The following is a 22,643-nucleotide window of genomic DNA, read 5'->3' as shown; positions in this document are numbered from 1 at the left end:
TGAGCGCTCCCGAGTCTACTCGTGGCGGGCGGTCGCCCCTGACCGCGCCGCGTCGTCGGAGCCGTCGGACGGTCCCGCGTCACGCGCACGCGCTTCGGCGGCAGCGGCCCGCACCCCGGAGAGGTCCGGCCACGCGAGCACCAGCGCTGCGATCACGGCGGGCGCGAACGTCCACACGTACCCGGCCGGGTTCGCGAGCACGAGGGGTGAGCTCTGCCCGCCGACGGACACGAGCACCTGCGTCGCGACGATGATCCCGATGCCGACGGCCGCGACCATCGCCCGTGAGCGGTAGAGCAGCCGGATCCCGACCGTCAGGCCGACCACGATGAGGGTGGTGAGCACCATGCCGATCGGGACGGCGCCGAGGGTCTGCTGGTGGGTGACGGTCCCGAGGCCACCGGCGATCAGGCCGAGCACGAGGGACACGACGACCGCCGCGGCCTTGCCCTGGCCGGACATCTCGGCGTAGGTCTGCGGTGCCGGTGCCGCGGGGGCTTCGGCGTACCGGAACGCCTCGGTCGCGGGCGCGTGGTGGCGGGCGCCGTGCGGCATCACCCACGACAGGGCGGTCGGGTCGGCGGGGTCGGCCGGGTCGACCGTGACCTGCGAGCGGTACTGCTCCACCGCGGCACGGAGCTTCGCCCGCACCGGCACGACGTCGACCGTGACGTCGGCCTCGGTGGTGGCGGGGTCGACGATCATCGAGAACGGCAGTTCCTCGGCCTTCGCGGCGTACCGCGCGGCGTGGTGGACACGGACGTGGTCCGGGTGCCCGTAGCCGCCGTCATCGGCGTAGCTCACCACGGCGTCGGCTCCGGTCGAGCGGATCGCCGCGCGGATGTCGTCCACGACCTCGCCGAGGTCGGCGGCGGTGAGCGAGTCGGCGGGGGCATCGTCGGCGGCGATCGCCCGGCCGTCGGGGCCCCACTGCATCCCGGAGTCGGTGTAGCGCCGCTCGGGCAGGTCGGTCGGACGGGCGCCCGGTCCCCCGAGCCACAGGTGCCGCGGTGCGCCGAGGGCGGCCAGTGCACCCGCGATCTCGGTCTCGCGGTGGGCGGCGACGCGCGGGCCGTCGCCGTACAGCGGTGCCAGCTCGGGCGTGAGCATCTCGCCGCGCTCCCCCCGGGTCGCGGTCAGCACGGTGACGTCGGCGCCGAGTTCGAGCAGGGTGGCGATCGTCCCCCCGGACGCGAGCGTCTCGTCGTCGGGGTGGGCGTGCACGAACAGGACGTGCTCGGGGCGGGTGGCGGGGACCTTCGACATCGGGTCCAAGCGTACGGGCTAGCGGGGCGTGACGATGTAGGTCGCGGTGACCCCGTCGGCGCCGTCCGAGAAGGTCAGGACGACCCGGTAGGCATCGCTCCGGAACATCCCGAAGGCACTCGACGAGTCCGCACGCTTCGCCGACTCGGTGAACCCGGCATCGGCCAGCTGCTGGGACGCGGCGGCGAAGTCGTCGACGGAGGACGCCCGCACCTGCGCCACCCAGCCGGACCCGTTCGGCCCGGCGCCGCCCCCGATCACCGTGCCGTCCACGAGCGGGACGTCCTTGGTCGGGAAGCCGTCCGGGACCTTGCCGTCCGAGGTCACGTTCGCGCCCTTGAGCGCCGTGTCGAGCGCGCCGTCGATGCCGCCCGCGACCGAGGACATGCCGTCCTGGATCGCCTTGCCGTCGATGCCCTGCACGGTCTCCGAGACGCTCGACGCGACGGACGAGCCGAGGTCGGTCGCCTGCTTGACGGCGTCGGACGAGCAACCGGCGAGACCGGCGAGCGTGATGCCGGCGGCGACGGCGGCGATCAGGGTGCGTGTCGGGGTGCGCATGCGGAGCACCCTAGATGGCCAGCCAGGAGGCACGGCGCGAGTTCCCTGGGAACGTCACGTGCACCGGCGCGGCCGACCAGAGCACCGTCGCCGGCCCACGGACCGGCTCGCGTCAGGCGACGTAGGCGCGGGTGGCTGCCACGAAGGCGTCCACGCCCACGGGGATGGCGGTCTCGGCCAGTGGCGCGTAGAACGGCGAGTGGTTGCTCGGGATGTCCTCGCCGCGACGGAAGAGCTCCGGGTCGGTGATCCCGGTGAACCAGTACACGAGCGGCGCGTGCGCGGCGCTCGCGAGCTGGCCGACGTCCTCCGAGGCCATGGCGAGTCCGATCTCGAGGTCGCGGGCCCCGGGGACCTCGGCGCGGATCGCCTCGAGGACGGTGGCCGCGGCCTCGGCGTCGTTCACGGTGACCTCGGCCCCGGGCGACCGGACGATGGTCGGTTCGGGCAGGCCGCCGGCCTCGCTCTCGGCCCGGACGATGCGTTCGATCGAGGCGATGATGCGCTCGCGGGTCTCCTCGTTGCGGGCGCGCGTGGAGATCTCGATGACGGCCTGGTCGGGGATGATGTTCGCCCGGGTGCCGGAGTGGAAGCTGCCGACGGTGACGACGCCGGCGTCGCTCGGCGAGACCTCCCGGGAGACCACGGTCTGCAGGCGGACGACGGCCGACGCGGCGGTCACGATCGGGTCGAGCGAGGCCTGCGGCGCCGAACCGTGCGCGCCGCGGCCGTTGAACGTGACGGTGAGGCGGTCGCTCGAGGCCATCACCGGGCCGCTGCCGACGGCGACGATGCCGACCGGTGCCGGCGCCGAGTGCTGCCCGAGCACCACGTCGGGCGTCGGGAAGCGGTCGACGAGGCCGTCCTCGACCATCGCCCGCGCACCCGAGATGACCTCTTCGGCGGGCTGGAAGACGGCGACGACGGTGCCGTGCCAGTCGCTCTTCGTCGCGACGAGTCGCTCGACGGTGCCGAGCAGCCACGTCACGTGGATGTCGTGCCCGCACGCGTGCATCGTCGGGACCTCGTTGCCGTCCTCGTCGGTGCCGTGGTGCTCACTGGCGTAGGACAGTCCGGTGCGCTCCTGGACGGGCAGCCCGTCCATGTCGGCACGGAGCCACACGACGGGACCCTCGCCGTTCGACAGGACCCCGACGACGCCGGTGCCGCCGACGCCGGTGGTCACGTCGACGTCGCCGATCTCGGCGAGCCGGTCGGCGATGATGCCCGCGGTCCGGTGCTCCTGGAAGCCGAGCTCGGGGTGGGCGTGGAGGTCCTGGTACAGCGCGAGGAGATCGAGAGTCACGCGCACCACGCTACAACCGACACCGGCCCGGCCACCTCGGAGAGGTGACCGGGCCGGTGGTGGAGGGCGTGCCTCCAGGCGGTGTCGCTGGTGCGCGGTTACGCGTCCTGACGCTTCAGACGGGCGTAGGCACGCTGGCGGGCCTGCGCGTCGAGCTCGACCTTGCGGATGCGCACGGCGTCGGGGGTGACCTCGACGCACTCGTCCTCACGTGCGAACTCGAGGCACTCCTCGAGCGACAGCTGGCGCGACGGCGTCATCGACTCGAAGGAGTCGGCGTTCGCCGAACGCATGTTCGTGAGCTTCTTCTCCTTCGTGATGTTCACGTCCATGTCGTCGGCGCGCGAGTTCTCGCCGATGACCATGCCCTCGTAGACCTCTTCGGTGGGGTTGACGAAGAACGTCATCCGCTCCTGGAGGTTCGTGATGGCGAACGGCGTGACGACACCGGAGCGGTCGGACACGATCGAGCCGTTGACACGGGTCTGGATCGGGCCGGCCCACTCGGCGTAGCCGTGCGAGATCGCGTTCGCGATGCCGGTGCCGCGGGTCTCGGTGAGGAACGCGGTGCGGAAGCCGATGAGGCCACGCGACGGAACGATGAACTCCATCCGGATCCAGCCGGTGCCGTGGTTCGTCATGTTCTCCATGCGACCCTTGCGCGCGGCCATGAGCTGCGTGATCGCGCCGAGGTGCTCCTCCGGCGTGTCGATCGTCATGTGCTCGTACGGCTCCATGAGCTTGCCGTTGTCGTCACGCTTGGTGACCACCTGCGGCTTGCCGACGGTGAGCTCGAAGCCCTCGCGACGCATCTGCTCGACGAGGATGGCCAGCGCGAGCTCGCCGCGGCCCTGGACCTCCCACGCGTCCGGGCGACCGATGTCGAGGACCTTGAGCGAGACGTTGCCGATGAGCTCGCGGTCGAGACGGTCCTTGACCATCCGAGCCGTGAGCTTGTGGCCCTTGACCTTGCCGACGAGCGGCGAGGTGTTCGTCCCGATCGTCATCGAGATCGCGGGGTCGTCGACCGTGATGGTCGGCAGCGGCCGGACGTCCTCGGGGTCGGTCAGCGTCTCACCGATGGTGATCGTGTCGAAGCCGGCGACGGCGACGATGTCACCGGGGCCCGCGGACTCGGCCGGGTAGCGCTCGAGCGCCTTGGTGATGAGGAGCTCGGTGATGCGGGCGTTGACGACGGTGCCGTCGTGCTTGACCCACGCGACCGTCTGGCCCTTCTTCATCGTGCCGTGGAAGATGCGGAGCAGCGCGAGGCGGCCGAGGAACGGCGACGCGTCGAGGTTCGTGACGTGCGCCTGCAGCGGGTGCTCGTCGTCGTACTTCGGGGCCGGCACGTGCTGGAGGATCGCCTCGAACAGCGGCTCGAGGTCGTCGTTGTCGGGCAGCTCGCCGTCGTTCGGCTTGTTGCGCGACGCGGCACCGTTGCGGCCCGAGGCGTAGACCACGGGGACGTCGAGGATCGCGTCGAGGTCGAGGTCGTCGACCTCGTCCGACAGGTCGGAGGCGAGCCCGAGGAGCAGGTCCTGGGACTCGGAGACGACCTCGTCGATGCGGGAGTCCGGGCGGTCCGTCTTGTTGACGAGCAGGATCACCGGGAGCTTCGCGGCCAGGGCCTTGCGGAGCACGAAGCGGGTCTGGGGCAGCGGGCCCTCGGACGCGTCGACGAGCAGGACGACACCGTCGACCATGGAGAGGCCGCGCTCGACCTCACCACCGAAGTCGGCGTGACCCGGGGTGTCGATCACGTTGATCGTGATGGGGCCGCCCGCGCCGAACTCAGCGGCGTGCTTGCCGTTGTAGAGCACCGAGGTGTTCTTCGCGAGGATCGTGATGCCCTTCTCGCGCTCGAGGTCGTTCGAGTCCATCATCCGGTCTTCGCCCTCGAAGTGGGCGTCGAACGAGTTGGTCTGCGTGAGCATCGCGTCGACGAGGGTGGTCTTGCCGTGGTCGACGTGTGCCACGATGGCGACGTTGCGCAGGTCGGACCGGGTGGCGAGCGCCATACAGGACATCCTTCAAGTTCTTGGGAAGAGTCGGGCCGGCAGCATCGGCGCCACGCCCGCGGGCAGAACGCCCGACACGCCAGTCTACCGGTAGTTCGCAACCGACAGGAGTACAGACGATGAGCCGTCGGCGAACGTGGGTCGAGATCACCATCGTCCTGATGTTGTCGCTCGGTGGCAGCGCGCTCTACTCGGTGCTCCAGATCATCGACGACCTGTCCCAGACGACGCCGCTCGGGAAGCAGTCCACGGCGCTCAACACCTCGACGACGACCGTGCAGTACGTCGACCTCGCACGGCAGCTCGTGGGCATCGCGGTGGACCTCGCCCCGGTCGCGCTGGTCTGCTACCTGCTCTGGAGCACGACCCGCCCGCACCTCGCACGGCTCGGCATCGACCGGTTCCGGGTCCGGCCGGACCTCGGCGGCGCGGCGCTCATCGCCCTGTGCATCGGCATCCCCGGGCTCGCGCTCTACTTCACCGGCCGCGCGCTCGGGTTCACCGTGAACGTGAACCCGGCAGCGCTCGACTCGTACTGGTGGACGATCCCGGTCCTGCTGCTGTCCGCGATCCGCTCCGGACTGCAGGAGGAGGTCATCGTCATCGGCTACCTCTACGAACGCCTCGGCGGGCTCGGGTGGGGCCGTTGGCAGGTCATCCTGTCCACCGCCGTGCTGCGCGGCAGCTACCACCTGTACCAGGGCTTCGGCGCCTTCGTGGGGAACGCCGTGATGGGCATCGTGTTCGGCTGGATCTACACGAAGTGGGGGCGACTCCTCCCCCTCGTCATCACGCACTGCCTGCTCGACGCCGCGGTCTTCGTCGGCTACCCGTGGGTCGCACACGCGTTCCCCGCGCTGTTCCGCTGACGCACGGAGTCCACTCCCCCCGTTCGAGCGTCGGCGATGCTGCGGACCACCTCGACCCCTGTCCGGGAACCCCACAGTGAACCCACAGCGCGGCACAGCACCCGACCGACCCGGCAGCCCTACCGTGAGCACATGAGCATCCCCGAGGTCGGCGAGCCCGCGCCGTCCTTCACCCTCCCCGGCATGATCGTGCGCGACGGGACCCGCACCGACGACGAGTACAGCCTGTCCGCCGAGATCGGACGGACCCTCGTGCTCGCCTTCTACCCCGGCGACGCCACCCCGGTCTGCACGGCGCAGATGTGCAGCTACCAGGAGGAGCTCGACGACTTCGGTGACCTCGGCGCCGCGGTGTGGGGTGTCAGCCCGCAGGCCCTCGACTCGCACGAGTCCTTCGCGCGCGGCGCGTCGCTGACGTTCCCCCTGCTCAGCGACACCTCCGGGGACGTCATCCGCGCCTACGGGGTGCAGGCGCCGGGCATCGGCCTCCGCCGGTCCGTGTTCGTGATCGGGCCGGACGGCATCGTCCGGTGGCGGCACGTCGGGCTCGTCGGCCTCCGCTTCCCGAAGGCCGAGACCATCCGCGCGCAGATCGAGCTCCTCGTCGCATGAGCGCGCGCTCGATGCGCGTGCATGCAGAAAACGCGGATCAGGCGTGGCGTTCCCCGGAAAAACCTTCCGTGGGGTATTGACACCCGAACGGGGGGCCGAGGACCATGGGTCGGACGAGAGGTCCACACAGGATCTGCCTCCCCGGGGAATCGGGTCGTCCGGAGATACGCGCCGGTGTGTCACACCCGCTCCCCGGGCGTTCCCGGGGAGGCATCTCGTAACCTCGTGGGCTCCCCGGGCGTCGCGGTGCTCACAAGGGTCGGCATCTCGTAACCTCTTCCGTTGTGCAGACCACCACGATCGTCGCCCCCGGCATGCGCCTGCTCGCCGTCGTCCTGTGGGTGGTCGCCGTCGCCCTCGTCCCGATCGCCCTCCTGAGCGGCGGCTCGCCGTGGCTCACGCCCGTCCCCAGCCTGTTCATCGCGTTCGTTGCCTGGGCCGTCCTCTGGCGTCCGCGCTTCGAGCTCACGCCGGAGCACCTCCGCATCGTGGACGTCCGCCGCACCAGCACGTACACCTGGCGCCGCGTCACGGAGGTCCGCACCAAGTACGGCATCGAGGTCGTCTCGAGCGAGGGCGTGCGCCGCACCTGGCTCGCCACACGCAGGACGGCCCGCCTCCGCGCACTGGTCGACGGACAGCCTGGAGGCGCGGATCACCTCGACGTCGACACCGCGGCCGAGCGCATGCTGGCCTTCGTGCCCGCCCCGCCCACACAGGACGGCCCACCCCCGGCGACCGTGACGGCTGCGCCGATCACGCACCGCACCCACGGCTGGACGGTCCTCGCGATGATCGTCCTCGGCGTCGCCGCGTCCATGGCGGCCGCGCAGCTCTGACCGCAGCGTGCGGGGCGGGGGTGCACCGCGCCTCCAGGCCTACCGTGGGCCGTTTCGCGCATACCAGGCCGAACCGCGCGCACCAGGCCATTCCTTTCGACCTGGTACGCGCGATTCCGCTTCCTACTGCACGCGCGATGGGAAGGAGCACCCACGGCGCGCGCATGCGAGGCCTGGAGGCGCCTGCCGGGCTGGAACCGCGCCTCCAGGCCTGCCGTGGGCCGTTTCGCGCATACCAGGCCGAATCGCGCGTACCAGGCCATTCCTTTCGACCTGGTACGCGCGATTCCGCTTCCTACTGCACGCGCGATGGGAAGGAGCGCCCACGGCGCGCGCTTGCAAACGACGACATCCCCGACGTCGTAGGACGCGGGGATGTCGTTCGGGGTCGGCGTACGCCGGCCTCGTGGCCTACTCGTCGGAGCCGGCAGCCAGGATCTGGCGACGCAGCTCGCGACGCTCGCGCTGGACGTCCGGGTCCGGCAGCGGCACCGCGGCGATGAGCCGCTGCGTGTACGGGTCCTGCGGGTCGCGCAGGATCTGGTCACGCGTGCCGACCTCGGCGAGGTGCCCGTGGTGCAGCACCGCGATCCGGTCGGCGAGCACGTCGATGACGGCCAGGTCGTGCGTGACGAACAGGCAGGCGAAGTTGAACTCGCGCTGCAGGTCCTTCAGCAGCTCGAGGACGGTCGCCTGCACCGACACGTCGAGCGCGGACGTCGGCTCGTCCGCGATGAGCAGCTTCGGGCGGAGCGCGAGCGCACGGGCGATGCCGATGCGCTGCTTCTGCCCACCGGAGAGCTCGTGCGGGAAGCGCGTCGAGTACGTCGTCGGCAGCCGCACGGCCTCGAGGAGGGACTCGACCTCGCGCTCGAGCTCGCGGCCCTTCATGCCCTTGCCGAGCAGCAGCGGTTCACCGATCGACTGCCCGATCGTCATGCGCGGGTTCAGCGACGACGACGGGTCCTGGAACACGATGCCCGCGTTCTGGTGCACCTGGCGGACGAGCGAGCGGGTCGGCTTCGAGAGGTCGACGCCGGTGACGTCGAGCTTGCCGGACGTGATCGGCAGCAGACCGATCGCGGCACGGCCGAGGGTCGACTTGCCGGAACCCGACTCGCCGACGAGCCCGACGACCTCACCCTCGTGCACCGTCAGATCGACCCCGTCGATGGCGCGGAACGCCTTCACACGGCCTCGGCCCGGGTACTCGATGACGACGTTGCTGAACTCGAGGACGGGCGGCCCGAGGGTCGCGACGACGTCGGTGTGCAGGAGCGTCGCGTTCGTCGTGACGGGAGCGCTCGACTCCTGCTCGACGACGGCCTCGAGGGTCTCGGTGAGGTCGATGACGACGTCACCGGCCTGGCCCAGGCGGGGCACCGCGTCGAGGAGGGTCTGCGTGTACTCGTGCTGCGGCGCCGCGAAGACGTCGCGGACGGTGCCGGTCTCGACGGCCACACCCTGCTGCATGACCACGATGCGGTCGGCGAGGTCGGCGACGACGCCCATGTCGTGGGTGATGAGGAGGACCGCGCTGCCGAGCTTGCCCGCGAGGTCACGGATGAGGTCGAGGATCTCGGCCTGCACCGTCACGTCGAGGGCGGTCGTCGGCTCGTCGGCGATGAGGAGCTTCGGGTCGCACGAGATCGACTGCGCGATCATCGCGCGCTGCCGCTGCCCGCCGGAGAGCTGGTGCGGGTACGAGTCGAACGCCTTCTGCGGGTCGGGCATCTCGACCATGGTGAGGAGCTCGATCGCGCGGTCCTTCGCCTCACTCGGCGAGATGCCGTAGTGGATGCGGAGGGTCTCGACGATCTGCGACCCCACCGTGAAGACCGGGTTCAGGGCCGTCATCGGCTCCTGGAAGATGACCGCGATCTCCTTGCCGCGGTACTCGCGCAGCTGGGCCGAGCGGAGGCCGAGGAGCTCGGTGCCCTGGAACTCGATCGAGCCGTTCACGCGGGCGTTCCGCGGCAGGAGGCCGAGGATCGACATCGAGCTCACGGACTTGCCGGAACCGGACTCACCCACGAGGGCGAGGACCTCGCCCGACTGGATCTCGTAGGACAGCTGCTTGACCGCGGGCGTCCAGACATCGTCGACCGCGAAGTCGACGTCGAGTCCGGAGACCTTGACGACGGGGGTGCTGGTGGCGGCCGGGGTGGTGGCCGCGGAGGCGGGCGTGCTCAACGACGTCCGGTCCTTTCCCGGTCGCTCGTGGCGACCGCGTGGGTGGTGATGGAGGAGCGCTGACGCCGGGGGTGCAGGCGTCGGGCACGGAGGCCCCGACCTGCGACGATGGAGGCATGCCTGCCCCCTCGACGACGCGCGATGTGTTCGTGTCCAAGTTCAACCGCGGACTGGCGATCGCCCTCTGGCTGATCGTGGCCCTGCTCTTCGTCACGACCGTGCTGAACGACCGGACGTGGGAGGACCGCGCGCTCGCACTCGTGCCGACGGCGTTCGGCGCCCTGCTCGGCTGGGTCGCGCTCTGGCGTCCGCGCCTGGTGGTGGAGGACGACGGCATCGAGGTCGTCAACGTCTTCCACACGGCGCGGGTGCCCTGGGCGGCGCTCGTGCACGTCGACACGCGCTTCGCCCTGACGCTCGTCACGCCGAACCGCCGCGTGTCCGTGTGGGCCGCGCCGGCGCCCGGTCGAGCCGGGGTCGCCCTCGCCCGCCGACAGAACCAGCGTCACGGCCGGGTCGTCCCCGACGCCGAGGACGGCAACCGCCGAGCGGGCGACCTGCTGACCACTGCGTCGGGCGACGCGGCGTACCTGATCCGCCAGCGCTGGGACGACCTGCGCGAACGCGAGGCCATCGAGCTGGGCACCGCCGACAGCGTGCGCGTGCCGATCACGCTGCACTGGGCGTCGATCGTGCTGCTCGCGGCGACCGCCGTCGGCGGCTGGTTCGCCATCGCGGCACGCTAGGACACGGGGGGACGTCACGCGCTGATCATCTCCGAGCCGGACGTGTTCTCGGGGGCGCTCGCCTCGCGGGTCTTGCGGAGGCTGAACCGCTTCGAACGCGGGTCGAACGCGTCGCGCAGGCCGTCACCGATGAAGTTCACGCAGAGCGCGAGCAGCACGATGAACGATGCCGGCCACCAGAACAGGTACGGGCGGGTCTGGAACGCCGACTGGTTCTGGCTGATGAGGAGACCCAGCGACGAGTCCGGTGCCTTGATGCCGTAGCCGAGGTAGCTCAGGGCCGTCTCGAGCAGGATCGCGGAGGCGATGAGCAGCGTCGCGGAGACGATGATCACGCCGATCGCGTTCGGCAGGATGTGCCGGAAGATGATGCGGATGTCGGACGCACCGGCGACCCGGGCCGCCTCGACGAACTCGCGCTCGCGGAGCGACAGGAACTCGGCACGGACCAGGCGCGCGATGACCATCCAGGACACCAGGCCGAGCAGGAGCGCGAGGCCCCAGGCGCCGAGGCCGTTGGCCGTCTTGCCGACCACGGCACCGATCACGATCGCCGGGATGACGATGAAGATGTCGGTGATGCGCATGAGCACCGCGTCGACGGTGCCGCGGAAGTAGCCCGCGATCGCGCCGACGACGACGCCGATGAACGTGGCGAACAGGCCGATCACGATCATCACCAGCACGGAGTTCTGGATCCCGCGCATCGTCAGGGCGAAGTAGTCCTTGCCGATGCGGTCCTGGCCGAACGGGTGGTCCGAGGTCGGCGCACCGCCGTTCTGCAGGTCCTCGAGCGCCTTGTACGAGTAGTGCCACCAGCCCGGGATCGGTCCGAGACCGACGGCCGAGACGGCGAACACGAGCACGAGGACGTACACGACCAGCGCGATGACGGCGAGGCGGTTGGCGAGGAAGCGACGGAGGATGATCCGTCCCTGGCTCTCGCCGAGCTGCTTCTCGTGCGAGCCCGGTGTCATCCCGGTGTCGGTGCCGTCACCGATGTTGGGTTCGAGCGGAGCCCCGCCCTGCAGTGTGCTCATCGGTTGTCCTCCTGGGGGTGCACTGCCGTGATCTGGCCGGACGCGCTCGTGACGCGACGGCCCACTGTCGTGGTCCGGGGGGCGGTCATCGGACACGCACCCGCGGGTCGAGGGCCGAGTAGGCCAGGTCGGCGAGGAAGTTGAACGCGATCGCCGTGATCGCGATGACGAGGAAGTACCCCATCACCGGGTTCACGTCGGTGATCGACAGCCCGCTGTTGAACAGGCTGCCCATACCGGAGATCGCGAAGACCCGCTCGGTGATGATCGCGCCACCGAGGAGGGCGCCCACGTCGGTCGCGACGAGGGTGGCGATCGGGATGAGCATGTTGCGCAGCGCGTGTCGCACGATGACGGTGCGCTCCGGCAGACCCTTCGCGCGGGCGGTGCGCACGTAGTCCTGGTCGAGGACCTCGAGCATGCCCGAGCGGGAGTACCGCGTGTAGCTCGCGAAGCTGATGAGCAGGAGCGAGATCGTCGGCAGCAGCAGGTGTGTGTAGCTGTCGATGCCGGTGATCCAGAAGTCGCCGGTGAGGCCCGGCGTCTGCGAGCCCACCGTCGCGATCGGACGCGACACGTAGTTCTGCGTGTAGTCGATCCACGAGCGCATGAAGCGGTCGAGGAGGATCACGCCGGCGCTCAGGAAGGCGGTCAGTGCACCGATGCGCATCATCAGCCCGCGGTCGTGCCCACCGACGAAGAAGCCGGATGCGAGACCGACCAGGACGGTGACGACGGCGAGGATGAAGATCGTCGCGCCGGACGACACGTTGAGCAGGCCCTGCAGCGCGAAGTAGCAGATGATCGCGACGAGGACGTTGATCCCCGCGACGAGCCAGGCACGGCGGTTCTTCGTCCCGGCGAGCAGCGTCACCATGGCCAGGCCGATGCCGGCACTGAACAGGATAACGAAGACCGGTCCGAGCGACGGGTCCGTGAACCACCCGGTCGCCTGCATGAGCAGGAGCATGCCGGCGGTCACGACCGCGCTGATCGCGCCGACCACGAGGCGTCGCTTGAGGATGCCGCCGACGATGAGCTGGATCACCAGGCCGACGATGACCGCGATCAACACCAGGGTCAGCGGAGGGATCTTCGGGTCGACGAGGAAGTTGTTGTAGTCCAGCGCGATGAACGACTTCAGGAGCACGGCCATCAGGAAGGACGGCAGCGAGTAGAGGAAGAAGCTCACCAGCGTGATCGAGTAGTCGAAGCCCGAGTACACGCGGAGTGCGGTGACGACACCGAGGCCGATGCCGAAGACGATCGCCAGGATGAACGAGAACGTCACCAGCTGGATCGTCGACCCGACGGCCTGCGGGAGCAGCTCGGCGACCGGCTGGTTGCTGAACGTCGTGCCGAGGTCGCACTGCCCGATGACGCACTTGCCGACACCGGTGATCCACAGGCCCCAACGGAGCGGCGGGATGATGTCGAGGTGCTGGGCCGCCGTCCGCGCAGCGATGAGCTGGTCACGGTTCGGCGAGTTGCTGCTCTGGAGGTCCTGCAGGGGGTTTCCTGCGATCGCCGCCAGGTTGTACATGATGAACGATGCAGCGATGAGGATGAGGACCGAGACGAGGATCCGTCTCGCGATGAAACTCACCATGGGCGATGGGTGCCTCTCCGGTGTGGTGGGACGTACTGCTGGTCGTCCGATCGGGCGGCCCGAGCAGCAAGGGTACTGGGTCCCGCGACGCCGTCGTCTTCGACAGCGCTCAGATGCGGTGTGCCGGGGTCTCCGGCGGGGTGCCGGGCGGGGCCCCGGCTCACGGGAGGGCGCCGGACTCGTCGAGTCCGGCGCCCCCTCGTGTGTGGTGCTGGTTCAGCGACCGGTGCGGCCTACTTCTTCCAGTCCCAGACGTTCCAGAAGATGCCCGTCTGGCCGCCGAAGTACTCGACGCCCTTCAGGTTCGAACCGGTGGCGAAGAGCCCCGGGCTCTGGAACAGCGGGAGGCCGTAGGCCTTGTCGAACGTGATCTTGTCGATCTGCTGCTTCATCTCGTCCAGCTTCGACTCGTCGAGCGTCGTCTGGGTGTCGACGGCGAGCTTCGAGGCCTCCGCGTCGGCGAACTTGTTGTAGTTCCCCGAGTTGTTGGTCTGGAAGAGCTGCGGGATCGCGGCGTTGCCGGCACCCGGGTTGACCCAACCGAAGATCGAGGCGTCGTAGTCGCCGCCCGCGAGGAGCGAGGACCAGTCCGGCGAACCGCCGTCGACGACCTTGATGCCGGCCTTGGCGGCCGAGGCCTGGATCGCCTGGAACGTGTCCACGCGGTTCGGGTTCTCGGTGTTGTAGAGGATCTTGATCGACGGGGTGGCGCCGTTCAGGAGCTTCTTCGCCTGGTCGATGTCGACCTTCGAGTACTGGTCGGAGTCGTTCGCCTTGACCGACTCCTCGTAGCCGTTCTGACCCGGCAGGTAGAGCTGCGAGTCGAGGACCTTGGCGTCCTTGTTGATCGGGGTGACGATCGACTTGAGGATCTGCTCACGCGGGATGGTGAGGAGGAAGGCCTTGCGAACGTTCTCGTCCTTGAACACGGACGCGCCGAAGTTCAGGTCGAGGTGGTCGTAGGCGACCTGCGAGCCCTCGATGACCTTGACGCCGGAGGCTGCGTCGAGTGCCTTCACCGTGTCGGCGGAGGCCTGCGGCTGGATCGCGTCGACCTCGCCGTTCTGGAGGGCCGTGACCTGGGCGTTGGCGTCACCGATGAAGCGGACGACGAGCTTGCCGAAGTTGACCTTGTGGTCGCCCGTGTACTCGGGGTTCGGCACGAGGGTCATCGACTGCTTCGGGGTCCACGCGGAGACCATGAGCGGGCCACCGGAGACGAGGAGCTTCTTGTCGCTCGGCAGGCTGGTCTTGTCGTAGCCCGTGTTGACGAAGTCGGCGACCTTCTTGAGGGTCTCGTTCGCCGGAGCAGGCTTGGACGGGTCACCCGCGGGGGTGTCCTTGAGCGCCTTCAGCAGGTCGCTCGTGGTCGTGCCGGCCTCTTCCGCGACGACGTGCGCCGGGAACTGGATCGGGTTGACGAGGTTCCAGTCGACGTACGGAGCCTTGTACTTCAGGGTGATCGACGTCTTGGTGATGTCGCTCGGGTAGTCCGTCTTGAACGGCGAGGCCGATGCGAGGGAGAAGTACTGCGTCCCGCTCGTGACCTTGCCCTCGGCGTCCTGCGTGGCCGAGTCGTAGTAGCCGGACGCCTGCGCCCAGCCCAGGAGGAGGTCGTCAGAGGTGATCGCCTTGCCGTCGGACCACTTCGCGTCCTTGTTCAGCGTGTACTTGACCGTCAGCGGGTCGTCGCTGATCTTCTTCATCGTGCCGAGGTCGGTGTTCGGCGTGATCTTGTAGTCCGACCCCAGCGTCACGAACTGCGGCTGGGTCATGTAGTTGATCATGCCGTTCATGTCCAGGTTGCCCTGGGGGGTGTTGTAGTTGAACGACGTGACTTCGTTGACCTGCGCGACGGTGACGGTCTTGTTCGACGCCGAACCGGACTCGTTGGCACTCGGAGAGGTGGTGCAGCCGGCGAGGACGACAGCAGCCGCCCCGGCCAGGGCGACGGCGCCGAGCAGCTGGCGTCCCCGCTTCTTGGTGATGTTCACTCTGTGATCCTCCTGATGGAATGTGATCGAACGTGCAGGAGGCAGGCCCCACGGCGCGTTCGCAAGAACCATAGGTGCGGGTCGGAAGGCCCTCAAAATCTCCGACGAAGTTGTTACACACCGGAAACGTGCGCGGCGGATCGTTGCGTGAGACTGTGGATACTTGCGCCGTGAAGGTGCGTTACGCAACGCGCGCGCTTGACGTCGCAACGGAATCTGAACAGTCTTGCGGCGGCCCGTCAAGACGATGAACGCTCGGGGAACGCGCGGGGAGCCGTCTGGCCGTAGCGTGGCAGCGTGCTCGCGAACGACATCCACCACCTCCACGTTCCCACTTCCCCAACGGTCACCGGTGACCCCCGGGCCGGCGGCGCCGCGTTCGTCGCGGTCTCCCGACCCGACCTCGACCAGGACGCCTACCGGACCACGATCGAGCGGGTCACCGTCGACGGAGCGGTTCGCTGGACCTCCGGCGACCGTGACTCGTCGCCCGTCCTCTCCCCCGACGGTCGCTCCCTCGCCTTCCTCCGCTCCGTCGACGACGAGCACGGCGCACCGCACCCCCAGCTCGCCGTCGCACCGGTCGACGGCGGCGAGGCCCGCGTCGTCACCGCCCTCCCCCTCGGAGCCGGTGCACCGGTCTGGTCGCCGGACTCGACGCGCGTCGCGGTCACCGCACGGTTCCCGGAGCCCGGCCGCTACGGCTCGGCCGTTCCCGGCAGCGACCGTCGCCCGGCCCCGAACGCCGAAGCCCCGCGCCTCATCACCCGCCTCGACTTCCACGTCAACGGAACCGGGTACCTGCTCGACAAGCCGCAGCAGCTCGTCGTCGTCGACGTCACCGACCGAGCGGCCACCCCGGTCGACGCCGCCCTGACGAGCACCCCCTGCTCGCTCTCCGCCCCGGCCTGGTACCCGGACGGCGCCGCACTCGTCGTCGCCGCACCGCGTGACCTCGGTGAGCGCGAGACCCACGACGAGGACCTGTACCGCGTGGACGCGACGGACGGCACCGTCGAGCTCGCCGTCCGGACCGAGGGATCGGTCAGCGCGGTGACCGTCGCCGATGACGGCACCGTCCTGTACGTCGGCGCATCGCACCTCGACGGGCGGCTCGTCGGTGAGCCCGAGGGGCTGTGGGCCGCCGCCCCGGATTCAGAGCCGGTACGACTCACCGCTCGTGAGACGGTCGACGTCGCGAGCGCACCGGTGCTGCACGGCACCGACGCCCTCGTCGCCGTCCTCGACCGCGGGACCGTGGGCGTCCGCCGTGTGCCGGTCGCCGCGGCCTCGCCGCTCCAGCTCGACGAGCTTCCGACCGTCCTGGGCGGGCACCTGGTGGTGTCCGGCTTCGACGTCGACGGAGACGTGCTCGTCGCGACGGCGGCGACCACCGACTCCCCCGGCGAGGTGCACCTGGTCGACCTGACCGCGGCCGCCGGAGCCACCGGGGCAACCGGAGCCACCGACGGCACCGACACCGACACCGACACCACCGCTCCCGTGGTCCTGACCGACTACGCCGCGCCCCTCCGCACCGAGGCGAGCGCACCGGGCGTCCGCCGCATCGAGGAGCTCACCGGCACCTCGGCCGACGGCACCCCGGTGCACGGCTGGCTCGTCCTCCCCGAGGGCGACGGACCGCACCCCGTCCTCCGTGTCGTCCACGGCGGCCCCTTCGGCCAGGACACCTGGGCGTTCTTCGACGAGGCCCAGGTCTACGCCAGCGCCGGCTACGCCGTCGTCATCGGCAACCCCCGCGGTTCCGGCGGCTACGGCCTCGAGCACGGTCGCGCGGTCATCGGCGCCATGGGCACGGTGGACGTCGACGACGTGCTCGCGCTGCTCGACGCCGCCCTCCAGCGCCCGGACCTCGACAGCAGCCGAGTCGGCATCATGGGCGGCTCGTACGGCGGCTTCATGACGAGCTGGGTCGCCGCGCACCACGGCGAGCGGTTCGTCGCGGCCTGGAGCGAGCGCGCCGTCAACGCGTGGGACTCGTTCGCGGGCAGCTCGGACATCGGCTGGTTCTTCGCCGACGCCTACGTGGGCGCCGACCCGGAGGAGCAGCGTCGGCGCAGCCCGCTGACGTACGCCGACCAGGTGACGATCCCGTTCATGGTCGCGCACTCGGAGGAGGACTGGCGGTGCCCGATCGAGCAGGGGCAGCGGCAGTTCGTCGCGCTCAAGCGTGCGGGCGTCGACGCCTCGTTCCTGGTGTTCCCGGGAGAGGGGCACGAGCTCTCGCGCTCGGGTCGCCCGCAGCACCGGGTGCAGCGGTTCGAGCACATCCTCGCGTGGTGGGCGACGCACCTGCCCGTCACGCCCGTCGCGTGAGCTGACTGACGACGGACGGGAGGCCCGTGGCGGATCCGCCACGGGCCTCCCGTCCGTTCGTGGTCTCGTCGAGAGCGCGCCTCGCTACGCGAAGGCCTCGACCGGCGGGCACGCGCACACCAGGTTGCGGTCGCCGTACGCCTGGTCGATGCGCCGCACCGGCGGCCAGTACTTCCGGCCGCTGATGCCCGGCAGCGGGTAGACCGCCTGCTCACGGGTGTAAGCGTGCTGCCAGTCCCCCGAGATCACCGACGACGCCGTGTGCGGTGCGTGCACGAGCGGGTTGTCGTCCGCCGGCCACTCACCCCGCTCGACGGCAGCGGCCTCGGCGCGGATGGCGAGCATCGCGTCGACGAAGCGGTCCAGCTCGGCGAGGTCTTCGCTCTCGGTCGGTTCGACCATGAGCGTACCGGCCACGGGGAACGACATCGTCGGCGCGTGGAAGCCGTAGTCCACCAGGCGCTTCGCGACGTCGTCGACCGTGATGCCGGTGGTGTCGCGGAGCGGACGGAGGTCGAGGATGCACTCGTGCGCGACGAGGCCGTCCTCGCCCGTGTAGAGCACCGGGAAGGCGTCGCGCAGGCGAGCCGCGATGTAGTTCGCGCCGAGGACCGCCGCCTCGGTCGCCCGCGTCAGTCCCTCGAGCCCCATCATCCGGACGTAGGTCCACGTGATCGGCAGGATGCTCGGGCTTCCGTACGGCGCCGCGCTGACCGGACCGCCGGAGTGCGCGAGGCGCCCCTCGGTGGTCGAGGCCGCGGCACCGGTCCGCCGGTCGGCGTCCTGCGCGAACGGGTGACCGGGCAGGAACGGCGCGAGGTGTGCCTTCGCCGCGACCGGCCCCACCCCGGGTCCGCCGCCGCCGTGCGGGATGCAGAACGTCTTGTGCAGGTTGAGGTGCGAGACGTCGCCGCCGAAGTCGCCGAACCGGGCGTGCCCGAGGAGCGCGTTGAGGTTCGCGCCGTCCACGTAGACCTGACCACCGGCGTCGTGCACGGCATCGCAGATCTCGCGGATGTCGTGCTCGTAGACGCCGTGGGTCGACGGGTAGGTGATCATCAGCGCGGCGAGCTGGTCGCCGTGCTGCACGGTCTTCGCGCGGAGGTCGTCGAGGTCGACGTTGCCGTTCTCGTCGCACGCGACCACGACCACCTTCATGCCGGCGAGGACCGCGGAGGCGGCGTTCGTGCCGTGCGCGCTCGACGGGATGAGGCAGACCGTGCGCTCGTCGTCGCCGTTCGCCCGGTGGTACCCGCGGATCGCGAGCAGCCCCGCGAGCTCGCCTTGGCTGCCGGCGTTGGGCTGCAGGGACACCGTGTCGTACCCGGTGACCTCGGCCAGCCAGGTCTCGAGGTCGTCGATCATGTCGAGGTACCCCGTGACGTCCTCGCGCGGGGCGAACGGGTGTACGTTCGCGAACTCCGGCCACGTCACCGCGGCCATCTCGGTCGCCGCGTTGAGCTTCATCGTGCAGCTGCCGAGCGGGATCATGCCGCGGTCGAGCGCGTAGTCCTTGTCGGCGAGGTGCTTGAGGTAGCGCATCATCCGGGTCTCGGAGCGGTGCGCGCTGAAGACGGGGTGCGTCAGGTAGTCGCTCTCGCGCTGCAGTGCGGACGGGAGGCGCGTGGCCGCGTCACGGACGGCGGTCTCGGTCGCGGGGACCGTCACCTCGTCGGCTCCGAACACCCTGGCCAGCGCGACGACGTCGTCCGGCGTGGTGGTCTCGTCGACGGACGCCTGGAACGTGTCGGTGTCGACCAGGTGCAGGAGGTACCCGGCGTCGCGCGCGGCGTCGACGAGTTCGCCGGCGCGACCGGCGGCACGGAACGTCACCGTGTCGAAGAACGCGTCGTGCACGACCTCGACCCCGGCGTCCGCGGCCACCGCTGCGAGCGCACCGGTGGTGCGGGCGACGCGATCGGCGATGAAGCGGAGACCCTCGGGCCCGTGGTAGACCGCGTACATCGAGGCCATCACTGCCAGGAGGACCTGCGCCGTGCAGATGTTGCTCGTCGCCTTCTCGCGTCGGATGTGCTGCTCTCGGGTCTGCAGGCTGAGGCGGTAGGCCATCTGCCCGTCGGCGTCGAAGGACACCCCGACGAGACGACCGGGCAGCTGGCGCTCGAGCCCGGCGCGCACGGCGAGGTACCCGGCGTGCGGGCCGCCGAAGCCGAGCGGGACGCCGAAGCGCTGGCTCGTGCCCACGGACACGTCGGCGCCGAGGTCACCCGGGCTCGCGAGGAGCGTCATCGCGAGGAGGTCCGCCGCGACGACGGCGATGCCCCCGCCGACGTGGATGCGCTCGATGGTGGTCGACGGGTCGACGATCCGGCCGGAGGCACCGGGGTACTGCAGGATCACGCCGAAGGCGCCGTCGAGCTGCTCGTCGCTCGGTCCGGTGACCGCGTCGAACTCGCGCAGGGAGATCCCGACGGCCTCGGCACGGTGGTCGAGCAGCGCACGGGTCTGCGGCAGGAGGTCGGCGTCGACGAGGAAGGCGTCGCCCTTGACCTTCGAGGCACGACGGGCGAGGAGCATGCCCTCGACCACGGCGGTGCCCTCGTCGAGCATGGACGCACCGGCGGTCGCCATGCCGGTCAGGTCGGAGACCATCGTCTGGAAGTTGATGAGCGCCTCGAGCCGTCCCTGCGAGATCTCCGGCTGGTACGGCGTGTACGCGGTGTACCAGCTCGGGTTCTCGAGCACGTTGCGCTGGATCACGGCGGGCGTGTGGGTGCCGTGGTAGCCGAGGCCGATCATCGCGCGCCGGACGGTGTTGCGACCGGCTTTCGCACGGAGTTCGGCGAGCGCCTCGGTCTCGCCGACGGCCGCCGGGATCGACGAGTGCGTCACCGGTGCGGCGTGGATGGACTCGGGGATGGCGGCGCGGACGAGCGCGTCGAGCGAGTCCTGCCCGACGGCGTCGAGCATGGTGCGCTGATCGGCGTCGGTGGTGCCGATGTGCCGGTCCGCGAAGGTCGTCTGCAGGTTCTGGAACCCGCGGTGCTCGGTGGGCCCGGTCATGCGATGGACGCCCGGTACGCGTCGTGGTCCATCAGGTCCTCGGGGAAGGAGGTGCCGTCGACCTTGATCTTGACGAGCCAACCGGTGCCGAACGGGTCCTGGTTGACGGTGTCGGGCGCATCGACCACGGCGTCGTTGACCTCGACGACCTCGCCTTCGATCGGTGCGAAGAGCTCGCCGACGCTCTTGGTCGACTCGATCTCGCCGATCTGCTCGCCGGCGGTCGTGGTGGTGCCCACGGACGGGAGTTCGACGTAGACGACGTCACCGAGCTGCTCGGCGGCGTGGTCGGTGATGCCGACGGTGACGGTGTCGCCCTCGACGAGCAGCCACTCGTGGTCGGCGGTGTACTGCAGTGCGGTCTGGTCGGTCATGGGCTCAGCCTTTCTCAGGGCGGCGGTAGAAGGGGAACGCGGTGACGGTGCTGGGGATGGCCGTACCGCGGACGTCGATGTGGAGGACCTGTCCCCCGTCGGACACGGCGGCGAGTGCGGCCGGGTCAACGAAGGCCATCGCGACCGGGTGACCGAGCGTCGGGGACAGGGCACCCGACGTGACCGTGCCGACGACGACGCCGTCGAGGACGACGTCGTACCCGGCACGCGGAGCCCGGCGGCCCTCGGTCACGAGTCCGACGAGCACACGGGCGTCCTCGGCGGGGACGACGCCGTCGGCCCCCACGAAGTCGCCGTCCTTGGCGACGACCCGGCCGAGCCTGGCCTGCGCCGGGCGCACGTCGGTGCCGAGCTCGTGCCCGTAGAGGGGCATGCCCGCCTCGAGCCGGAGGGTGTCCCGTGCGGCGAGCCCGGCGGGCACGACACCACGGTCGGCACCGGTGTCGAGCAGCGCATCCCAGATCTCGGTGGCCACGGCCGGGTCGCTGTACAGCTCGAAGCCGTCCTCGCCCGTGTAGCCGGTGCGGGCCACCAGGACATCGGCTCCGTCGAACAGCGCGTGCAGCACCCGGTAGTAGCCGAGCTCGTCGAGCGGGGTCTCCGGCTGCAGGCGGTCGGCGACGACGAGGGCGTCGAGCGTGCCTGCGGCGGCCGGACCCTGGATCGCCACGAGCGCGGTGTTGTCGGAGTCGTCGGAGACCTCGACGTCGAAGCCGTCCGCCCGCGCGGTCAGGGCGTCGACCGCGACCTGCCGGTTCGAGGCGTTCGCGACGACGAGGAACACGTCCTCGTCGGTGCGGTAGACGACGAGGTCGTCGAGGATCCCGCCGTCCTCGGCGAGGAGGAGCGAGTACTTCGCCCTGCCGACGGGCATCGCGCCGAAGGACCCGGCGAGCGCATGGTCGAGGAACGGCACCGCGGCCGGACCGGTGACCCCGATCTCCGCCATGTGCGAGAGGTCGAACACACCGGCCGCCTGCCGCACCGCGTGGTGTTCGGCCAGGTCGGACGAGTACCGCACGGGCATGCGGTAGCCGGCGAAGTCGGTGAAGGTGGCACCGGCGGCTTCGTGCGCGGCTTCGAGGGGGGACGAACGCATTGCGGAGTTCTCCTGGCATCGACAGGACCCGACGACCATCGTCGGGCGGAACTCCCCCTCTGTCATGTGCCTGAGAGTTTCACCGCGGCCCGTGAGGTCCGGCGGCTTTCACCGTGGGCGAGACGCACTGCGTCTGCTTTTCAGAGTGGCCTGCCCGTGGCGGTGTTGGACCTGAGAGATTGGCGGGGAGATTGCTCCTTCGGTGCCGTCCGCGGTGCCGTGGCACCGGACGGCTCTCCCGCGACGGATGAGCGGCCGGGTGTTCAGTTGTCCGCGCACGAGCATACCCAGCCCGCGTTACGGGCATGTGTCGTGTGCCGTGCTTCGACATCTCGTAGAATGCCGGGATGGCAGGTCAGCGATCGCGCCCACGCGGGCAGCTCGAGCAGGCGGTGCTCGACGCGCTCTGGTCGGCGGACCAGGGGATGACCGCGCGCCAGGTGCTCGATGCCTTCCCCGAACCCCGTCCCGCCCTGACGACGGTGCTCACCGTGCTCGACCGCCTCGGCCGCAAGGGGCAGGTGGAGCGGCAGCAGCACGACGACGCCCCGCTCACCTTCCGCGCGACGAACAGCAGGGAGGAGCAGACGGCATCGCTGATGTCGAACGCCCTCGCCGCCGCGACCGACCGCGAAGCCGCCCTCCTCCAGTTCACCGGCTCTCTCGCCTCCGATGACCTGGACGTCCTCCGCCGCGCCCTCGACGCCCGAGCCCGCTCCTGACGGTCGGACC

The 22,643-nt window shown here is 70.2% G+C and carries 17 protein-coding genes and 1 riboswitch; of the genes, 6 read left to right on the top strand and 11 right to left on the bottom strand.

The window, feature by feature from the left end; genetic code table 11:
• Positions 1-15: 15 nt before the first annotated feature.
• The 4 genes from BLT36_RS07590 to typA all read right to left on the bottom strand — a co-directional run bounded on the left by BLT36_RS07590 (position 16) and on the right by typA (position 5,154).
• Entirely contained in the window at positions 16-1,266 is a 1,251-nt protein-coding gene (locus BLT36_RS07590; protein WP_092093580.1) for a PIG-L family deacetylase, read from the bottom strand.
• A gap of 18 nt (positions 1,267-1,284) precedes the next feature.
• Positions 1,285-1,827, bottom strand: a complete 543-nt coding sequence (locus BLT36_RS07585) for a hypothetical protein (protein ID WP_092093578.1) — start codon at positions 1,825-1,827, stop codon at positions 1,285-1,287.
• Positions 1,828-1,939: 112 nt separating this feature from the next.
• The gene (locus tag BLT36_RS07580; RefSeq protein WP_217638269.1) at positions 1,940-3,133 is read right to left on the bottom strand and encodes an amidohydrolase; all 1,194 of its coding nucleotides are present in this window, start codon (positions 3,131-3,133) and stop codon (positions 1,940-1,942) included.
• A 98-nt stretch (positions 3,134-3,231) separates the two neighbouring features.
• Entirely contained in the window at positions 3,232-5,154 is a 1,923-nt protein-coding gene (gene typA, locus BLT36_RS07575; protein ID WP_092093572.1) for a translational GTPase TypA, read from the bottom strand.
• Positions 5,155-5,273: 119 nt separating this feature from the next.
• On the opposite strand from typA, the gene BLT36_RS07570 reads away from it, so the two are divergent.
• From BLT36_RS07570 to BLT36_RS07560, 3 genes are all read left to right on the top strand, one after another.
• Positions 5,274-6,023, top strand: coding sequence for a CPBP family intramembrane glutamic endopeptidase (locus BLT36_RS07570; protein ID WP_092093570.1), 750 nt, complete (start codon positions 5,274-5,276; stop codon positions 6,021-6,023).
• A 132-nt stretch (positions 6,024-6,155) separates the two neighbouring features.
• Positions 6,156-6,635, top strand: a complete 480-nt coding sequence (locus BLT36_RS07565) for a peroxiredoxin (RefSeq protein ID WP_092093567.1) — start codon at positions 6,156-6,158, stop codon at positions 6,633-6,635.
• A gap of 284 nt (positions 6,636-6,919) precedes the next feature.
• On the top strand, positions 6,920-7,474 hold the full coding sequence (locus tag BLT36_RS07560; RefSeq protein WP_092093565.1) for a hypothetical protein: 555 nt from the start codon (positions 6,920-6,922) through the stop codon (positions 7,472-7,474).
• Between the two features lie 411 nt (positions 7,475-7,885).
• Here the strand turns inward: BLT36_RS07560 and BLT36_RS07555 are convergent, their stop codons facing one another.
• Positions 7,886-9,667, bottom strand: coding sequence for an ABC transporter ATP-binding protein (locus BLT36_RS07555; RefSeq protein ID WP_092093562.1), 1,782 nt, complete (start codon positions 9,665-9,667; stop codon positions 7,886-7,888).
• Between the two features lie 116 nt (positions 9,668-9,783).
• Here BLT36_RS07555 and BLT36_RS07550 point away from each other — a divergent pair, with 116 nt between their 5' ends.
• Positions 9,784-10,413 carry a PH domain-containing protein gene (locus BLT36_RS07550; RefSeq protein WP_092093560.1) on the top strand — a complete coding sequence of 210 codons (630 nt, stop codon included), beginning with the start codon at positions 9,784-9,786 and terminating at the stop codon, positions 10,411-10,413.
• Positions 10,414-10,427: 14 nt separating this feature from the next.
• Here the strand turns inward: BLT36_RS07550 and BLT36_RS07545 are convergent, their stop codons facing one another.
• The 3 genes from BLT36_RS07545 to BLT36_RS07535 form a co-directional block, all read right to left on the bottom strand.
• Positions 10,428-11,390, bottom strand: coding sequence for an ABC transporter permease (locus BLT36_RS07545; protein WP_092094465.1), 963 nt, complete (start codon positions 11,388-11,390; stop codon positions 10,428-10,430).
• A gap of 148 nt (positions 11,391-11,538) precedes the next feature.
• Positions 11,539-13,062 carry an ABC transporter permease gene (locus tag BLT36_RS07540; protein WP_092093557.1) on the bottom strand — a complete coding sequence of 508 codons (1,524 nt, stop codon included), beginning with the start codon at positions 13,060-13,062 and terminating at the stop codon, positions 11,539-11,541.
• Positions 13,063-13,295: 233 nt separating this feature from the next.
• A complete protein-coding gene (locus BLT36_RS07535) occupies positions 13,296-15,056 on the bottom strand; it encodes an ABC transporter family substrate-binding protein (RefSeq protein ID WP_092093554.1) in 1,761 nt (586 codons plus the stop codon).
• A 297-nt stretch (positions 15,057-15,353) separates the two neighbouring features.
• On the opposite strand from BLT36_RS07535, the gene BLT36_RS07530 reads away from it, so the two are divergent.
• Positions 15,354-17,393 (top strand): S9 family peptidase, encoded by a 2,040-nt coding sequence (locus BLT36_RS07530; RefSeq protein ID WP_092093551.1) that lies wholly within the window; start codon positions 15,354-15,356, stop codon positions 17,391-17,393.
• Between the two features lie 84 nt (positions 17,394-17,477).
• On the opposite strand, the gene gcvP is transcribed toward BLT36_RS07530, so the two are convergent.
• From gcvP to gcvT, 3 genes are read right to left on the bottom strand one after another with little or no spacing between them, the layout of a single operon-like run.
• Complete coding sequence (gene gcvP, locus BLT36_RS07525) at positions 17,478-20,417, bottom strand: aminomethyl-transferring glycine dehydrogenase (RefSeq protein ID WP_092093549.1); 2,940 nt, start codon at positions 20,415-20,417, stop codon at positions 17,478-17,480.
• Positions 20,414-20,791, bottom strand: a complete 378-nt coding sequence (gene gcvH / locus BLT36_RS07520) for a glycine cleavage system protein GcvH (protein ID WP_092093546.1) — start codon at positions 20,789-20,791, stop codon at positions 20,414-20,416. The genes gcvP and gcvH overlap by 4 nt, the downstream gene beginning before the upstream one ends.
• A gap of 4 nt (positions 20,792-20,795) precedes the next feature.
• Entirely contained in the window at positions 20,796-21,911 is a 1,116-nt protein-coding gene (gene gcvT / locus BLT36_RS07515) for a glycine cleavage system aminomethyltransferase GcvT (protein WP_092093543.1), read from the bottom strand.
• 150 nt (positions 21,912-22,061) lie between these two features.
• Positions 22,062-22,162: riboswitch (glycine riboswitch) on the bottom strand.
• Positions 22,163-22,258: 96 nt separating this feature from the next.
• On the opposite strand from gcvT, the gene BLT36_RS07510 reads away from it, so the two are divergent.
• A complete protein-coding gene (locus tag BLT36_RS07510; RefSeq protein ID WP_092093540.1) occupies positions 22,259-22,633 on the top strand; it encodes a BlaI/MecI/CopY family transcriptional regulator in 375 nt (124 codons plus the stop codon).
• Positions 22,634-22,643 lie beyond the last annotated feature (10 nt).

The organism is Curtobacterium sp. UNCCL20 (assembly GCF_900101675.1).
In the GTDB taxonomy this organism is placed as follows: domain Bacteria; phylum Actinomycetota; class Actinomycetes; order Actinomycetales; family Microbacteriaceae; genus Curtobacterium.
Note: the sequence above shows the minus strand (reverse complement) of the source record. Positions and strands in the feature narration are given on the sequence as shown.